This window comes from Pantoea sp. S61, from assembly GCF_016625145.1.
GTDB classification, from domain to species: Bacteria; Pseudomonadota; Gammaproteobacteria; order Enterobacterales; family Enterobacteriaceae; genus Pantoea; species Pantoea rwandensis_B.
In genome coordinates this window covers 33,224-47,412 of record NZ_JACVUO010000008.1, presented here as the reverse complement: position 1 = coordinate 47,412, position 14,189 = coordinate 33,224, and the positions used below count along the sequence as shown (strand labels likewise).

Below are 14,189 nucleotides of genomic sequence, written 5' to 3'. Positions count from 1 at the left end.
GAGGGTAAGTGAAGCTTCTGAGTTGAAAAGGAGTGTACATGCAGGATTTTCTACAACAAACCCTGTCAGGTAAGCCGCCCCAGCAGCGGCAGGGCAGCAATGCCCATTTACAGTGGCAGTGGCACGATGAGGGCATTCTATCCCTGACACCCCATGCACCGACGCATCAGGCGCTGGTGCTGTCAGCGGGCGTGCACGGCAACGAAACGGCCCCGGTTGAGATTCTTAACATGTTGTTGACGCCACTGCTGCGCGGAGATCAGCCGTTAGCGGTGCGGTTGCTGGTGATATTGGGCAATCCCGATGCGCTACGCAGCGGCAAGCGCTATCAGCAATATGATATTAACCGCTTGTTCGGGGGGCGCTGGCAGAAGGTGTCCGATTTGCCTGAAGCTCAGCGCACGTTGCGACTGGAACAGGCGCTTGAACAGTTCTGGCGCGAATGTCGCGATCATGAAGTGCGCTGGCATCTCGATCTGCATACCGCGATTCGTGGCTCGTACCATGCGCGCTTTGGTGTGATGCCCTTGAATCCTCAACCGTGGCCGCACGACTTTCTGCACTGGCTGGCGGCGGCAGAGCTGGAAGCGCTGGTGTTTCATCGTTCCCCTGGCGGCACCTTTACCCACTACAGCTGTGAACATCATGATGCGGCCAGCTGTACGCTGGAGCTGGGTAAAGCCCTGCCGTTTGGAGAAAATGATCTCAGCCAGTTCTCGGCGGTGCAGCAGGCGCTGGCGGCATTGTTGTATGGCGAGCCACTGCCAGAAGTGCGGGAACAGCCGCGGCATTATCGTGTGGCGCAGCAGATTACCCGTCACGGTGACGCGTTTGTGTTGCACATGGGGCCAGAAACGCTGAACTTTACGGCATTCCCGCAGGGCACGTTGCTGGCAGAAGAGGGGGAGACGCGCTACTACGTACAACAGGCGCGTGAATATGTGCTGTTTCCCAATCCAAATGTTGCTGCGGGACTACGTGCTGGCCTGATGCTGGTGGAAGAGAACGAGCAGACGCAGGCACTGACGTTATAAATAAGGTGGGTGAAGAAAATTCACCCATTTTTCCCTTCCGCAAATCCGACAATACCGTTACACTCCTCCTTAATTCCTGCGCATTTCCCTTTGATTGTCATACTCTTTTGCAATTCCTCACGCATTTCTTCTCTTTCTCTCCATGATTGCCTGATTACTGTCTTTTATGCTTTCAGGGCTTTACTCAGACTCTGAGTAGTTGACGTTTGGCGTCGTATGCTTGTTTCCGAAGACGCGACACACCTTGTCGTCATGAAACTGAATAGTAAGGACAAATATTATGCGTAAACTCACTTCCCTGTTCCTGGCTACTGCAATGGCTCTTGGTGCTGCCAACATCGTCCACGCTGCAGCGGACAATCTGACACCACCGCCAGCAGGTAGCGAAAAACCGATGCACAAGCCGCCAATGCGTCATCACGGTATGGAGATGATGTTCAAAGGCCTGAATCTGACGGATGCGCAGAAAGCGCAGATCAAAACCATCATGCGTGACAGCCATAAAGAGATGAAACGTCCATCTCTGGAAGAGCGTCGTGCTAACCACAGCATCATCGCTTCAGATACTTTCGATAAAGCGAAAGCCGAAGCGCAGGCTGAGAAAATGACCGCCAACGCGAAAGATCGTGCGGTGAGCATGATGGAAACGCAGAACAAGATTTACAACGTGCTGACACCTGAACAGAAAAAACAGTACAACGCCAACTTTGAGAAACGTCTGACAGAGAAAGGCCCGCATGACGGTAAAATGCCGCCACCGCCGGCTGATGGTGAATAAGCCGTTTAGCTCATCGGTTTGAGACCGCCGACGTTGTCCACTGCATCTGATGTTTTGGGCAGCGTCGGCGGTTTTGTTTTAGAGTTCGATCAGCGGGAAAACCCCGGACAACAGCGGGCGACACAAAATTTTATAGCCGTCATGATCAAAGCCCTGACGTGCGCGCTGTAGCTGGCGGGCTTCCGCTTCGGTGGTGACCGAACCGAGCCAGAACCAGTGATCGATGACGTGAATCTGTGTCATCTCTGCTCCCACTTCTACCATGCCAACCGGACCTTGCCACGGCCAGCACACCACACGCATCTGTTCCAGTGCCTGATGCAAACGTTGCTGATGGGCTTCAACGGATTCGGTACCGCAGCACGCCCCGGCGCAGCGTTTTAGCGCGGCGCGAAAACAGCCGCGTCCCGGTGATAAGCGCTCTAATCCCAGTAATCCATGGCACAGGCGTTGTTCATCGGCAATCGCCTTGAGTTTTTCCATGGCCGCAAAACGACTGCGAAACAAACCGTAGAGGTTGGGGGAGCAGGAGAAGTCGAGATCTTTGGCGTAAACCACCTGCGGAGCGCCATCGCCAAGCTGCAACGAACAGAGCTGACGATTTTTGCGCAGGCGCTTATTAAACAGCGGCTGCTGCGTTTTAATCATCTGCGCTTCCAGCAGTTGCGCGCCAAGATCGCCCGCGGTAGGGATCCAGGTCACACGCCGCGCCTGACGCAACATGTTGGCTTCATCCGGCGTGCGAAAATGCGACATCACCCGGCTGCGCAGGTTGACGCTTTTGCCGATATACAGTGGCAGGCTGTCGCTCTCACCGTGAAAGGTATACACGCCTGGCTGATTCGGTAATCCTTCCAGCCATTGTCGTAAATGTTCGGGATATTGATAAATCGCGGCCGCATCAAATTCGAGGCGGTGGCTGGCTACACGTCTGACCAAAACACACTCCGATTACTGGTTGTCTGTCCAGTATATCAGCGTGATGCTTTTCTCGCCAGTCCGCGGCAGAAGGAGGGCGTTTCCCGCAACAGCGGCGGGAAACGCAGAGCGGTTACTTTTTCCAGAAGTCGTCGAACACGGTGATCGGCGGACGACGTTTGTGTTCGGTTTTCAGATACCAGCCTTCAATGGTCTTGGCAGCGGCGGCATCAATGGTTTTGCCTTCCAGATAAGCGTCAATCTGCTGATAGGTCACGCCAAGCGCCACTTCATCCTGCAAGCCAGGACGATCGTCTTCCAGATCGGCCGTCGGGTGTTTCAGATACAAGTGTTCCGGGCAGCCCAGCGTTTTTAACAGCTGTTTACCCTGGCCTTTGTGCAGGCGGAAAATCGGGTTGATATCGCTGCCACCGTCACCGTATTTGGTAAAGAAGCCGGTCACGGCCTCGGCTGCATGATCGGTGCCTACCACCACGCCTTTGGTCATACCGGCGATGCTGTATTGCGCCTTCATACGCTCGCGGGCTTTTTCGTTGCCGCGTACGAAATCGGAGACTGCGATGCCCGCATCTTTCAACGCGCGCTCACTGGCGAGAATCGCTTCTTTGATATTGACCACTAACGTGCGATCCGGCTGGATAAACGCCAGCGCATCCTGACAATCCTGCTCATCGGCCTGCACGCCATACGGCAGACGTACCGCGATAAAGGTGTAGTCCTTATCGCCGGTCTCTTCTCGCAACTCGCGAATGGCGGTTTGAGACAGGATGCCAGTTAGCGTGGAGTCCTGTCCGCCGCTAATGCCGAGCACCAGCGTTTTCAGGAATGGATTGGCTTTCAGGTAGGATTTCAGAAAATCGACGCTGACGCGGACTTCCTGTTGCGGATCGATAACGGGTTTAACACCCAACGCTTCAATGATTTCCTGCTGCAGTGACATGAACCTCTCCTCAAGTCAGTAGCCTGACGGCACAATACGAATCATCTGCTAAAGCTAACGCCTCCGTTGGCAAACAACAAGCCGCATGGCTTGTTGTCGCACTTATTTGCAGGCTTTTCAGGCGCTTTTCGGTTTTTGTGCCAACAGTATGAACATCAAAATTGCCAGCATAAAGCAGCCAAAGATAGTGCCCGTCATGCTCGATACTGAGGTGCCGCCCAAACCGGTTACGGGCACGCTAATGGCACCTAACGTGAACATGGTGACACCAATCACCGCTGAGGCACTGCCTGCACGATGCCCCTGACTCTGCATCGCCAGAGACGAAGCCGTCGTCGCAATGACACCGTTACTGGCAATGGTGAAGAACAGTGCCAGCAGGATCACCGGCAGCGGTGCCCCGGTCAGACCCGCTAATAACAGACAGCTCGACGCCACGAATGCCAGCGTCAGCCCGCCTTTTAGCACGCGATATTCTCCCCACAGTGGGCACAAACGTGCACTGGTTTGAGATGCAATAATCAGGCCGAAGCCATTGGCAGCAAAACAAAAGCTAAACGCCTGAGGTGAGAGGCCGTAGATTTGCTGTAACACAAATGGGGAAGCGCCGATGTAGGCAAACATGCCGGACATCATAAAGCCCTGCGTCAGGCAGAAGCCCATGAAGGGACGATGAGTGATCACCTGACCGAGTGCTGCCCAGGCGGAAAAGATTGAGCCCTGGCTGCGACGTTCGGCGGGCAGCGTTTCGTGCAGTTTCCAGCGCGCGAGGAAGATCAGCAGTACAGCGATACAACCGAGTACCACAAAAATGCCGCGCCAGTTCAGCACCGTCATTAACACACCGCCGAGCACCGGTGCACCAATTGGCGCCAGGCCATTCACCAGCATCAGCAGGGCAAAGAAGCGAGTCAGTTCATGGCCGCTGTACATATCGCGTGCGATAGCGCGTGACAACACCGCGCCGCCTGCACCCGCCAGACCTTCAAACAGACGTGCTACCAACAGAGAGTGAATGTCTTTTGCCAGCGCGCAGCCAATCGACGCGATAAATAACAGCACCAGCGACAGCAACAACGGGCGGATACGGCCAAACTTGTCGCTCATCGGGCCAAACAGCAATTGTCCGGCGCCGAGGCCCAGTAATCCTGCGGTTAAACTTAACTGCGCGGTGGCGGTTTCGGTATGCAGATCGCGCGCCAGTTCAGGTAAGGCAGGCAAGTACAGGTCGATACAGAGCGGTCCAAGTGCCGCGAGCAGGCCCAGCGTAATGGCGTAAACCAGCCGATTAGAGTGTGCAGGTGTCATTGATCCTCTGTTTTATTGATGTCTTAAGATTTTTTTTGCCGGGAGATTATACGAAGCGTGAAGCGGCAACACAGCAACTTTACGTAAAACTAACGCTTCAGAATGGGCTTAAAGCGAAGCCATTAAGTTGATAAATCTGGATTTATGTTCCAGGCTTAGTGTGACATGGACAAAGTATGAGGAATATAAAGATGAATAAAGTGCTGGGATGTATCGCTGCCGCTATGACGCTGGTAGCCTTATCGGGTTGTACGACTTATGACAAAGCCGAAAGCTATGTGACTAAGCCGGTAGTTAAAGATGTGAAAAAAGGAATGACGCGCGATCAGGTACGCCAGATTGCGGGTGCGCCATCAACTGAAATTACCATGGTACATGCCCGTGGTACTTGCCAGACCTACGTGCTCGGCGAGCGTGATGGTAAAGCACAGACCTACTTTGTCAGTTACAACGATGTGGGCCGCGTGATGAACTACGGCTTCCAGAGCTGTAAAGACTACGATACCGATCCGCAAGCTGCACAGTAATTCTTGCCGAATACAAAAAGGCCCGTCGATGACGGGCCTTTTTTCGTTTTACACTTACAGTCCGTACGGGCGGGGCACTTCAACATAATTGCCGCCCATCTCACGCTGATAGTAATGACCTTCCTGCACGTAATAGCGTTTTCCGTTGAAATCCAGCACGCGCATTCCGCCCTCTGGCGGTGCTTCAGGCGCCTGAACGACGACATAGGTATCGCCCTGACGCTGGTAGTAGTTGCCATTCAGCATGTAATAGGTGAGACCGCCAATCAGTACCGCAGTAGCCGCTTCAGGTAAGAAGCGCAACGGACCCGGGCCGCCCCAACGTGGGCCACCTCCCCAATGTGGACCTCCACCCCAATGTGGACCTGGGCCGGGGCTCCAGCCGTAAGGGTGGGCAAAACTGATGGCTGGCGTTAATAAGGTTAACGCCAGCACCGAGGCGATAACGTTTTTCATCGGTGATTCTCCTGCTATGACTGATAGCAGAATTCGCCTTTTAATGACAAAACTCAAGTGAAAAGTGGCTGATTTTTCGTCTGTTTACCATGCTTAACGCTTTCCTGACGCTAGCGCCACGATCGGGGGGAATTGCGGAGTTACAGCCATAAAAAAACGGCAGGCGATGAGGCCTGCCGTTGTTCTGTTGCGTCGGAATTAGCGATGCGCCAGTTCAGCGTGCTCGTCGCTTTCCAGCACTTTATCGGTCAAACCGAGCCAGCGACTGGTGAGTGAACCTGCTGTCATCGAACCATTGACGTTCAATGCGGTACGGCCCATATCGATCAGCGGCTCGATGGAAATCAGCAGGGCAACCAGTGTGACTGGCAAGCCCATCGCTGGCAGCACAATCAGCGCAGCGAAAGTGGCACCGCCGCCAACACCGGCAACACCGGCCGAGCTCAGCGTAACGATACCGACCAGTGTCGCAATCCACATCGGATCAAACGGGTTGATGCCGACCGTTGGTGCAACCATCACCGCCAGCATGGTCGGGTACAAACCGGCGCAACCGTTCTGACCAATGGTGGCACCAAAGGAAGCCGAGAAGCTGGCAATCGATTCCGGCACACCAAGACGGCGCGTCTGCGTTTCCACGTTCAGCGGAATGCTGGCCGCACTGGAACGGCTGGTGAAAGCGAAGGTGATCACCGGCCATACTTTGCGGAAGAAGCGCATCGGGTTGATGCCGTTCACGGACAGCAGCAGGGCGTGCACGCCAAACATGATCGCCAGACCGAGATAAGAGGCCACCACAAAACCGCCCAGCTTGATGATGTCCTGCAGGTTAGAGCCCGCCACCACTTTGGTCATCAGCGCCAGCACACCGTACGGCGTCAGCTTCATGATCAAACGCACCAGTTTCATCACCCAGGACTGCAGCGTATCAATTGCCACCAGTACTCGCTCGCCTTTGACTTTGTCATCCTTCAGCAGCTGCAATGCCGCCACGCCGAGGAAGGCAGCGAAGATCACCACGCTGATGATCGAGGTTGGGTTAGCGCCCGCCATATCGGCAAACGGATTTTTCGGGATAAAGGAGAGCAGCAGCTGCGGCGTACTGAGATCTGCAACCTTGCCTACATAGTTGCTCTGGATCGCGCTCAGACGTGCGGTTTCCTGCGCACCCTGCACCAGGCCTTCTGCGCTCAGGCCAAACAGCCCGGTGACCATCACACCCACCAGCGCGGAGATCGCGGTGGTGAACAGCAATACGCCAATGGTCAGCACGCTGATCTTGCCGAGTGAAGAGGCATTATGCAGGCGCGCGACAGCGCTCAGGATCGACGCAAACACCAGCGGCATTACAATCATCTGCAGCAACTGGACATAACCGTTGCCGACAATGTTGAACCAGCTGATTGAATCCTTAACCACCGGGCTGTTTTCGCCATAAATGGTTTGCAGCGCCAGACCGAACAGCACGCCAATCACTAAGCCAGTCAGCACGCGTTTCGACAGGCTCCAGCTTTGGTTGCCAATGCGATTCAACAGAATCAGCAACGCAACAAAGGCGATGATATTAATAATGAGGGGAAAATCCATACTCGACTCCAGAGGTGTGCCGCGCAGCACGTTTGGCTGGCACGGAAAACAGTAAGTTCCCGTCAGGGAATGTCAGGAATGTTACCAGTTCAGGAAAGTGCAGGCTTATACTCAAAAGGAATGGGTTATAACTTTATTGATTGATTTGCCTGATTATTGACCGTTTTGACCATTAACCAGCCGACCGACACCATTTTGCAGCGTATTAAACAGTTGCTCGGGCCAACCGTTGGCACCAAAAGAGGGCATGCCAGCGGGAAACCACAGTGCATATCCGACCAATGCGAGGCAAAGTGCGCGCTCCAGCTGATTACCTTTTTGGCTGTTGAGCAGCGGCAAACGGAAACGCCAGCGGCACGGCCACAGCAAGGGGACGCCTGCGGGGGTCAACATGTCGGCGACGATGTGACTGAGATAGCCCAGCGTCATCCCCTGTAAGACATCGGCAGGCAGGAACCAGTCCGCCGGGACGTTAATCTGGAATAGCCACAGGCTGACCGCCACCGCCAGCAAACTGTGAGTAAATCCACGATGGCCAAAGGCGCGAGCGATAGGTTGCGAGATCCATTTCAGGCGCTGGCCTAACACAGATTTAGGATGGTCAATATCAGGCAGCAGACAGGTCAGTAGTGCAGCAGGCACGAGATGCCACCAGTCGGCGCTGGCCATGACTGGCGTCAGCTCCGCACGCTTAGCAAAAATCGCGCTGGCAATGGCAAAAATGATATGGCCTTCGGCCGTCATGATGAAACCTGGCTGCAAAAACTGTCGATGCATCCAGTATAGGGATTTATCCAGTGAAATAGAACGGTGACGCTGTAACGAAGCGTTAATATTTTTCGCTTTCCCGCGTCATAATGACGCGGGAAAAGAACAGGTTAGCGTGCTAACCATCCACCATCGACGGCCAGCGTGTAGCCGTGCACATAATCTGCAGCGTCAGAAGCCAGAAACACGATCGGACCCATCATGTCATCCGGAACACCCCAGCGTCCGGCAGGGATGCGCCCAAGGATCTCTTCATTGCGCGACTCATCATTGCGCAGTTGTTCGGTGTTATTGGTCGCCATGTAGCCAGGAGCGATGGCATTCACGTTAATGCCGTGTTTCGCCCACTCATTGGCCATCAGCCGCGTTAAACCCATCACCGCGCTTTTCGACGCCGTGTAAGAGGGCACGCGGATGCCGCCCTGAAAGGAGAGCATTGAGGCGATATTAATAATTTTCCCGCCGTTGCCCTGAGCAATAAACTGACGCGCCACCTGCTGAGACAGGAAGAACAGGCTTTTGCTGTTGATGTTCATCACATCGTCCCAGTCCTGCTCGCTGAAGTTGAGCGCATCTTCACGGCGGATGATGCCCGCGTTATTCACCAGAATATCGATACGTCCTGCCTGAGCCACGGCTTGCTCAACAATCTGCGGCACCCCTTTCGGCTGAGTCAAATCGGCCTGAATCGACCAAAAGCGGCGCCCCAGGGCTTCAACTTTAGCCTGTGTGTCGGCAGGACCGGCACGGTTAACGCCGATGATGTCACAGCCGGCTTGCGCTAACCCTAAGGCCATCCCCTGACCTAAACCGGTATTGCAGCCGGTGACCAGCGCAATTTTGCCTTCAAGATTAAATGCGTTAAGAATCATCTTCCGCTCCTGTTAGCGCAGCGCGCTGATGCTGACGTGATCCATGTCATCGAACACCTGGTTTTCGCCCACCATGCCCCAGATAAAGGTATAGCGCTGTGTCCCCACACCGGCATGGATTGACCAGCTCGGTGAAATCACCGCCTGCTCGTTGTGCACCAGTAAATGGCGCGTTTCCTGCGGCTGACCCATCATGTGGAAAACGGCGCTGTCATCTGCCATATCAAAGTAAAAGTACACTTCCATGCGACGTTCATGAGTGTGACACGGCATGGTGTTCCACAGATTGCCGTCATCAAGACGCGTGAGTCCCATGGTGAGTTGGCAGGTAGGTAACACATCCGGCACGATAAATTTATTAATGGTGCGACGGTTTGAGGTCGCAGCATCGCCTAACGTGGCTTTGACTGCATCCTGCAGGGTAATCTTTTTATCCGGATAACGGGTATGTGCGGGTGCGCTATTGTAGTAAAACTTCGCTGGAAGATTGGCGTTGCTGCTGCGGAAAACCACGCTTTTGGCACCCTGGCCCACATACAGCGCCTCCTGATGGCCCACCTCCCAGGTTTTGCCATCGACGTCAATCAAGCCCGGTCCGCCAATGTTGATCACGCCCAGTTCGCGGCGTTCGAGAAAATAGCTGACGCCCAGCTGTTTGCCGACTTCCTCACCGATCGTCACCGACTGCTGAATTGGCATTACACCCCCAATGATGATGCGATCAATGTGGCTGTAAGTGAGGGTGTAATTGTCGGCTTCAAAAATTTTCTCGATCAAAAATTCGCGACGTAATCCGGCGGTGTCCAGATTTTTTGCATGCTCAGTATGAATGCTTTGACGAACGTCCATCTCAGACCTCTCAAAGTTAAAGGAAGTGTCCCGAAGTGGGTATTTGGGCATCTTAGGCAGGATGGGATATGAATTCAATAAAAATGAAACGTTGTTTTATTTAATTGTGTGGGCGATCAAATACGCGCGGTTATTGCCGTAGTGAGTATTCAGAGGAACAATGGAAAGCGTTGCCCACAGGTGGGCAACGAGAGTGGATGGGCTGCGTCCTGGCCCGACACAGGCGTATCAGAATTAATTGAACAGATGCTCAGCTTTTAGCTCGGTCAAATTCGCCAGCTTCACATTGGCCAGCGCCCAACGCGCATCATCCGCGTACTCGGCTGCAGGCACCACAATCGAACGCATGCGCGCGGCTTTGGTGGCGATCATGCCATTAAACGAATCTTCCAGCGTCACACAGTTCAGCGGATCCACCGCCAACTTCGCCGCCGCATCCAGATAGACCTGTGGATGAGGTTTGCTGTAAGGCAGGGCTTCGGCTGAAGCAATGGCGTCGAAGTATTTGCGCAGGTCGAACATCTCCAGCACGCGCTCCAGCATAAACAGCGGTGACGCTGAGGCGAGGGCGATCTTCAATCCCTGCTGCTGGCAAAGTTGCAATGCCTGTTCAACGCCGGGCAGTAATGGACGCGTCTCCTCAACCAATGCCAGTGCGCGGGCAATGATACGTTGCGTGACTTCCGCCTGATCCGGGCCGTTCCACGGCAGGGCTTCAAACCACATACGGACGGTTTGATCGATGCGCAAACCCAGCGTATCGGGCAGTTCATGGCGGCGGGTAATATCCACCCCCAAACTGGCAAACACATCCAGTTCCGCCTGATCCCACAGGGGTTCAGAATCGATCAGCAATCCGTCCATATCAAAAATAGCGGCCAACACCGGGCGACGATAAGACATACAACAGCTCCGTTTGAAATTTGCCCTACCATACCATGTGCAGCCGGTAGATCCGACTCACGGCAGGTTACGCATTTTTCAGGAAAAAAAGCCGCAGTGCAGGTAGACTTAGGGCAAAACTACTGTATGTGAAGGGAGACACCATGACTTACCAACAGGCTGGCCGCATCGCCATCCTTAAGCGAGTGGCTGGCTGGGTAATTTTTATTCCGGCGCTGCTATCCACCATTATTTCAATTCTCGGCTTCATGTTTAAACACAGTGAAAAGCAGCCGGGCATTGATGCCGTGATGCTCGATTTTGTCCATGTCATGGTCGACATGATCAAGTTCAACACGCCGTTTTTGAACCTGTTTTGGCAAAATTCACCGGTACCGGAGTTTAATGGTGGTGCCAATATTGGCTTCTGGATCATCTACATCCTGATTTTCGTCGGCATTGCGCTGCAGGCGTCAGGCGCGCGCATGTGGCGTCAGTCGCGTCACATCAAGGAAGGTATTGAGGATCAGTTGATTCTTGAACAAGCCAAAGGAGCAGAAGGACGCACACGTGCGCAGCTGGAAGAGAAGATCCATGTCCCGCGACATACTATTTTGCTGCAAGTTTTCCCGCTCTATATCCTGCCAATCGTGATTGCTATTGCGGGTTATTTTGTCCTGAAATTACTGGGCATGCTGTAAGGCGTCAGGCCGGCCTGGCCTGACGTTGTCCCAATGCATCTTCATTTAACAACTGGTCAATCGCGAATTGTGCGGCGTTTGTCCAGTTACCGGCAAACACGTTGGCGCGGTTGAGCAAATAGTAGAGCTGGTACACAGGCTGTCGTTGCGAAAACCCTTCTGCCAGCGGCCACACCGAGTGATATCCCTCGTAAATCTGGCGTGGCAATTCGACGTAGTAATTCAACATCGCGAGATCGCACTCCCGATCGCCCCAATAGCAGGCGGGGTCAAACAGCCATGGCCCACTGCTGCTATCCGCGCAGTTAGCAGGCCACAAATCGCCGTGTAATAGAGAAGGCTGAGGATGATGATTGGCCAGCGCGCGTTGCACGCAATCGACGATCAGTTCGGTATTGCCGTATTGCACCCCTTTCTCAGCGGCCAGCTGTAGTTGCCAGCCAATACGCTGTTCAGCAAAGAACACCGACCAGCGGCGTAGCCAACTGTTGGGCTGGGGCGAGGTGGTGATGTTGTTATCGTAATCGAGGCCAAACTGCGGTTGCTCGCTCCATTGATGCAGGTGAGCTAACTGCTGGCCAAGCTGGAAGGCGCTGTGTTCGTTCAGCGCCTCTGGCTGAATATACTCCAACAGTAAAAAGCTGCTGTCGCGGTCATTCCCGACGCCATACACTTTTGGCACCCGGACCGTCTGTGTCCGCGCCAGCAACCCCAACTGATCCGCTTCCCAGCTAAACAGGGTGAGCATATCGCGCGTATTACATTTTACGAAAACGTCGAGATCGCCGTAGCGGAGGCGCCAGGCAGGATGCACATCGCCGCCAGGGAGTTCGTAACGTTCAGTGATTTCAGCTTCACCGGCGTGTTCGCTTAACAGACGACTAATGGCTGACCACATTGGGTAATCCTCTTTATTCGCTGCGTAAGTTTGATTGTAGCGCTCAAAACTTCAGCAAAACCAGTGGTGGGGCGATTATTTGTGGCGCGTCAGGGTTTTGCCTTTAGAAATTCGGAAAGCGTGCTGATTTTCACCTCTGCCTGGCGGTGCAAAGCAACATCGGCCAGCCCGGCTGCGTGTTCCGCAATCTCGTGTTGTTCCAGGGCAGTGATGATGCCAAAACTGTTGGTCCCCAATTCATGTGAACGGCCCTCGTCGTCATGCAGGGTCGTGGTGTAACCGCCATTGACCATCACACTGTTCAGAGATTGCAGATCGCCTAAGCTCTCATCCGAATAGCTTAGCGTGACAATGTAACGTTTCAGGTCGTGGTCACTCATCATTCACCTCGTTGTTATGGAACAAATTCCAGCGTAGACCAGCGCTGCGAATAGAGCGAATTCTGCGCAACTGGGAGGGGAAAGGAGGCGTAAATCTGCGTCAACAGGCTTCAGAAAATTCTTGTATCAATTGGGCTGCTATTTGGTTAATTGCCTCTTATAATGCGCAGCGGAAATGGGAAAGCTCCTATTAACCATGCGGTTCCAGCGCGGAACCTGGTATTTCTGGCACCTTCATACTTTTTTACAAAACTTACCGTAAATTGCATTGATTGGCCGGGAAAACTCTTCAGACTCACTCTTTTTTAAACTGCCGTACGGGTCACATTTAATGAAAGCCTTTAATAAGCTGTCCGCTGTTGTATTGCTCTCTGCTGGAGCATTTTGTCACCAGGCATTAGCTGATAACACCGTTTTTACCTCCATGGATGACCCTTCAACGGCAAAAAAACCGTTTGAAGGCAGCGCGTCAGCGGGATATCTGGCTCAAACCGGTAACACCACCAGTTCAGCGCTGAGTGCTGCGACCAACATGACCTGGTATCAGACCAACACCGCTTACAGTCTCTGGGGTAATGCCGCGAACAACTCCTCAAACGATGAGCGTTCGTCAGAGACCTACAGCCTGGGTGGTCGTACTCGTTACAACATGAACAGTGCTGACTACCTGTTCGGCCAGGCAAGCTGGCTGAGCGACCGTTTCAACGGTTATGACTCACGCGATGTGTTGACCGCAGGTTACGGTCGCCAGATCCTTAACGGCCCGGTGCATTCACTGCGTGCTGAATTCGGTCCAGGTGTTCGTTATGATGACTTCCACGCGGGTGGCCACGAAACCAAAGCCCTGGGCTATGGTGCGGTGAGCTATCAATGGCAGCTGACGGATACCACCAAGTTCATTCAGGGTGTGTCAGTGTTGAGCAGCTTCGGTGATGACACGACGGTGAACTCCGAAACCGGCTTGCAGGTAGCGATTAACTCGCACTTTGCGCTGAAGCTGGCTTACAACGTGACCTGGAATAACAATCCGCCAGAGTCTGCGCCGGATCGTACCGACACCAAAACCACCATCCAGCTTTCTTACGCGATGTAAGCGAGCCGTGATGAAGAAACCGTTGCCGGCCTGCGCCGCGCAGCGGTTTTTTTTTATCTGTCGATGGCTTAGCGCATTTTTCGCGGGTTTAGATCGCGGCAGAAAGCTGCTATTATCTCCGGCGCTTTACATTCCTGGCGTCATTCCGACAACGTGGGTCTGACATTACGCCGGGTT

The 14,189-nt window shown here is 53.8% G+C and carries 16 protein-coding genes; 5 read left to right on the top strand and 11 right to left on the bottom strand.

Translation table 11 applies throughout. The features are described 5' to 3' along the window. The first annotated feature begins 38 nt into the window (after positions 1–38). Complete coding sequence (gene astE, locus IAE30_RS16105) at positions 39–1,034, top strand: succinylglutamate desuccinylase (protein ID WP_038647368.1); 996 nt, start codon at positions 39–41, stop codon at positions 1,032–1,034. Between the two features lie 280 nt (positions 1,035–1,314). Further along, entirely contained in the window at positions 1,315–1,812 is a 498-nt protein-coding gene (gene spy, locus IAE30_RS16100; protein WP_038647366.1) for an ATP-independent periplasmic protein-refolding chaperone Spy, read from the top strand. A 78-nt stretch (positions 1,813–1,890) separates the two neighbouring features. Here spy and cho read toward each other — a convergent pair whose 3' ends face one another. From cho to IAE30_RS16085, 3 genes are all read right to left on the bottom strand, one after another. Continuing rightward, positions 1,891–2,751: an excinuclease Cho gene (cho, locus tag IAE30_RS16095; protein ID WP_200537305.1), complete on the bottom strand. Its 861-nt coding sequence runs from the start codon at positions 2,749–2,751 to the stop codon at positions 1,891–1,893. A gap of 112 nt (positions 2,752–2,863) precedes the next feature. Continuing rightward, positions 2,864–3,691: an ammonia-dependent NAD(+) synthetase gene (gene nadE / locus IAE30_RS16090; RefSeq protein ID WP_038647362.1), complete on the bottom strand. Its 828-nt coding sequence runs from the start codon at positions 3,689–3,691 to the stop codon at positions 2,864–2,866. 117 nt (positions 3,692–3,808) lie between these two features. Continuing rightward, entirely contained in the window at positions 3,809–4,999 is a 1,191-nt protein-coding gene (locus IAE30_RS16085; RefSeq protein WP_038647360.1) for a multidrug effflux MFS transporter, read from the bottom strand. Between the two features lie 191 nt (positions 5,000–5,190). On the opposite strand from IAE30_RS16085, the gene osmE reads away from it, so the two are divergent. Then, positions 5,191–5,526 carry an osmotically-inducible lipoprotein OsmE gene (gene osmE / locus IAE30_RS16080; protein WP_038647358.1) on the top strand — a complete coding sequence of 112 codons (336 nt, stop codon included), beginning with the start codon at positions 5,191–5,193 and terminating at the stop codon, positions 5,524–5,526. Positions 5,527–5,580: 54 nt separating this feature from the next. Here osmE and IAE30_RS16075 read toward each other — a convergent pair whose 3' ends face one another. The 6 genes from IAE30_RS16075 to hxpB form a co-directional block, all read right to left on the bottom strand. Next, on the bottom strand, positions 5,581–5,982 hold the full coding sequence (locus IAE30_RS16075) for a DUF6515 family protein (protein WP_038647356.1): 402 nt from the start codon (positions 5,980–5,982) through the stop codon (positions 5,581–5,583). A gap of 198 nt (positions 5,983–6,180) precedes the next feature. Continuing rightward, on the bottom strand, positions 6,181–7,569 hold the full coding sequence (locus IAE30_RS16070; protein WP_200680377.1) for an L-cystine transporter: 1,389 nt from the start codon (positions 7,567–7,569) through the stop codon (positions 6,181–6,183). 153 nt (positions 7,570–7,722) lie between these two features. After that, on the bottom strand, positions 7,723–8,313 hold the full coding sequence (locus IAE30_RS16065; RefSeq protein ID WP_038650160.1) for a metal-dependent hydrolase: 591 nt from the start codon (positions 8,311–8,313) through the stop codon (positions 7,723–7,725). Between the two features lie 134 nt (positions 8,314–8,447). Then, complete coding sequence (kduD, locus tag IAE30_RS16060; RefSeq protein WP_038647352.1) at positions 8,448–9,209, bottom strand: 2-dehydro-3-deoxy-D-gluconate 5-dehydrogenase KduD; 762 nt, start codon at positions 9,207–9,209, stop codon at positions 8,448–8,450. Positions 9,210–9,221: 12 nt separating this feature from the next. Beyond that, positions 9,222–10,058: a 5-dehydro-4-deoxy-D-glucuronate isomerase gene (kduI, locus tag IAE30_RS16055; protein ID WP_045834223.1), complete on the bottom strand. Its 837-nt coding sequence runs from the start codon at positions 10,056–10,058 to the stop codon at positions 9,222–9,224. A gap of 234 nt (positions 10,059–10,292) precedes the next feature. Beyond that, positions 10,293–10,961 carry a hexitol phosphatase HxpB gene (gene hxpB, locus IAE30_RS16050; protein ID WP_045813962.1) on the bottom strand — a complete coding sequence of 223 codons (669 nt, stop codon included), beginning with the start codon at positions 10,959–10,961 and terminating at the stop codon, positions 10,293–10,295. A gap of 143 nt (positions 10,962–11,104) precedes the next feature. On the opposite strand from hxpB, the gene IAE30_RS16045 reads away from it, so the two are divergent. Further along, the gene (locus IAE30_RS16045; RefSeq protein ID WP_045813963.1) at positions 11,105–11,641 is read left to right on the top strand and encodes a YniB family protein; all 537 of its coding nucleotides are present in this window, start codon (positions 11,105–11,107) and stop codon (positions 11,639–11,641) included. Positions 11,642–11,645: 4 nt separating this feature from the next. Here IAE30_RS16045 and IAE30_RS16040 read toward each other — a convergent pair whose 3' ends face one another. Continuing rightward, positions 11,646–12,539, bottom strand: a complete 894-nt coding sequence (locus IAE30_RS16040; protein WP_038647344.1) for a fructosamine kinase family protein — start codon at positions 12,537–12,539, stop codon at positions 11,646–11,648. Positions 12,540–12,628: 89 nt separating this feature from the next. Further along, complete coding sequence (ghoS, locus tag IAE30_RS16035; protein ID WP_231647374.1) at positions 12,629–12,922, bottom strand: type V toxin-antitoxin system endoribonuclease antitoxin GhoS; 294 nt, start codon at positions 12,920–12,922, stop codon at positions 12,629–12,631. 328 nt (positions 12,923–13,250) lie between these two features. On the opposite strand from ghoS, the gene IAE30_RS16030 reads away from it, so the two are divergent. Continuing rightward, a complete protein-coding gene (locus tag IAE30_RS16030; protein WP_200680375.1) occupies positions 13,251–14,012 on the top strand; it encodes a YdiY family protein in 762 nt (253 codons plus the stop codon). Positions 14,013–14,189 lie beyond the last annotated feature (177 nt).

What these genes read in the sequence shown, in the direction of transcription:
- nadE (WP_038647362.1), bottom strand. Translation starts at nt 3,691, where the DNA reads ATGTCACTGCAGCAGGAAATCATTGAAGCGTTGGGTGTTAAACCCGTT.
- IAE30_RS16045 (WP_045813963.1), top strand. Translation starts at nt 11,105, where the DNA reads ATGACTTACCAACAGGCTGGCCGCATCGCCATCCTTAAGCGAGTGGCT.
- spy (WP_038647366.1), top strand. Translation starts at nt 1,315, where the DNA reads ATGCGTAAACTCACTTCCCTGTTCCTGGCTACTGCAATGGCTCTTGGT.
- kduD (WP_038647352.1), bottom strand. Translation starts at nt 9,209, where the DNA reads ATGATTCTTAACGCATTTAATCTTGAAGGCAAAATTGCGCTGGTCACC.
- kduI (WP_045834223.1), bottom strand. Translation starts at nt 10,058, where the DNA reads ATGGACGTTCGTCAAAGCATTCATACTGAGCATGCAAAAAATCTGGAC.
- osmE (WP_038647358.1), top strand. Translation starts at nt 5,191, where the DNA reads ATGAATAAAGTGCTGGGATGTATCGCTGCCGCTATGACGCTGGTAGCC.
- ghoS (WP_231647374.1), bottom strand. Translation starts at nt 12,922, where the DNA reads ATGATGAGTGACCACGACCTGAAACGTTACATTGTCACGCTAAGCTAT.
- IAE30_RS16030 (WP_200680375.1), top strand. Translation starts at nt 13,251, where the DNA reads ATGAAAGCCTTTAATAAGCTGTCCGCTGTTGTATTGCTCTCTGCTGGA.
- IAE30_RS16070 (WP_200680377.1), bottom strand. Translation starts at nt 7,569, where the DNA reads ATGGATTTTCCCCTCATTATTAATATCATCGCCTTTGTTGCGTTGCTG.
- hxpB (WP_045813962.1), bottom strand. Translation starts at nt 10,961, where the DNA reads ATGTCTTATCGTCGCCCGGTGTTGGCCGCTATTTTTGATATGGACGGA.
- IAE30_RS16065 (WP_038650160.1), bottom strand. Translation starts at nt 8,313, where the DNA reads ATGACGGCCGAAGGCCATATCATTTTTGCCATTGCCAGCGCGATTTTT.
- astE (WP_038647368.1), top strand. Translation starts at nt 39, where the DNA reads ATGCAGGATTTTCTACAACAAACCCTGTCAGGTAAGCCGCCCCAGCAG.
- IAE30_RS16075 (WP_038647356.1), bottom strand. Translation starts at nt 5,982, where the DNA reads ATGAAAAACGTTATCGCCTCGGTGCTGGCGTTAACCTTATTAACGCCA.
- IAE30_RS16085 (WP_038647360.1), bottom strand. Translation starts at nt 4,999, where the DNA reads ATGACACCTGCACACTCTAATCGGCTGGTTTACGCCATTACGCTGGGC.
- IAE30_RS16040 (WP_038647344.1), bottom strand. Translation starts at nt 12,539, where the DNA reads ATGTGGTCAGCCATTAGTCGTCTGTTAAGCGAACACGCCGGTGAAGCT.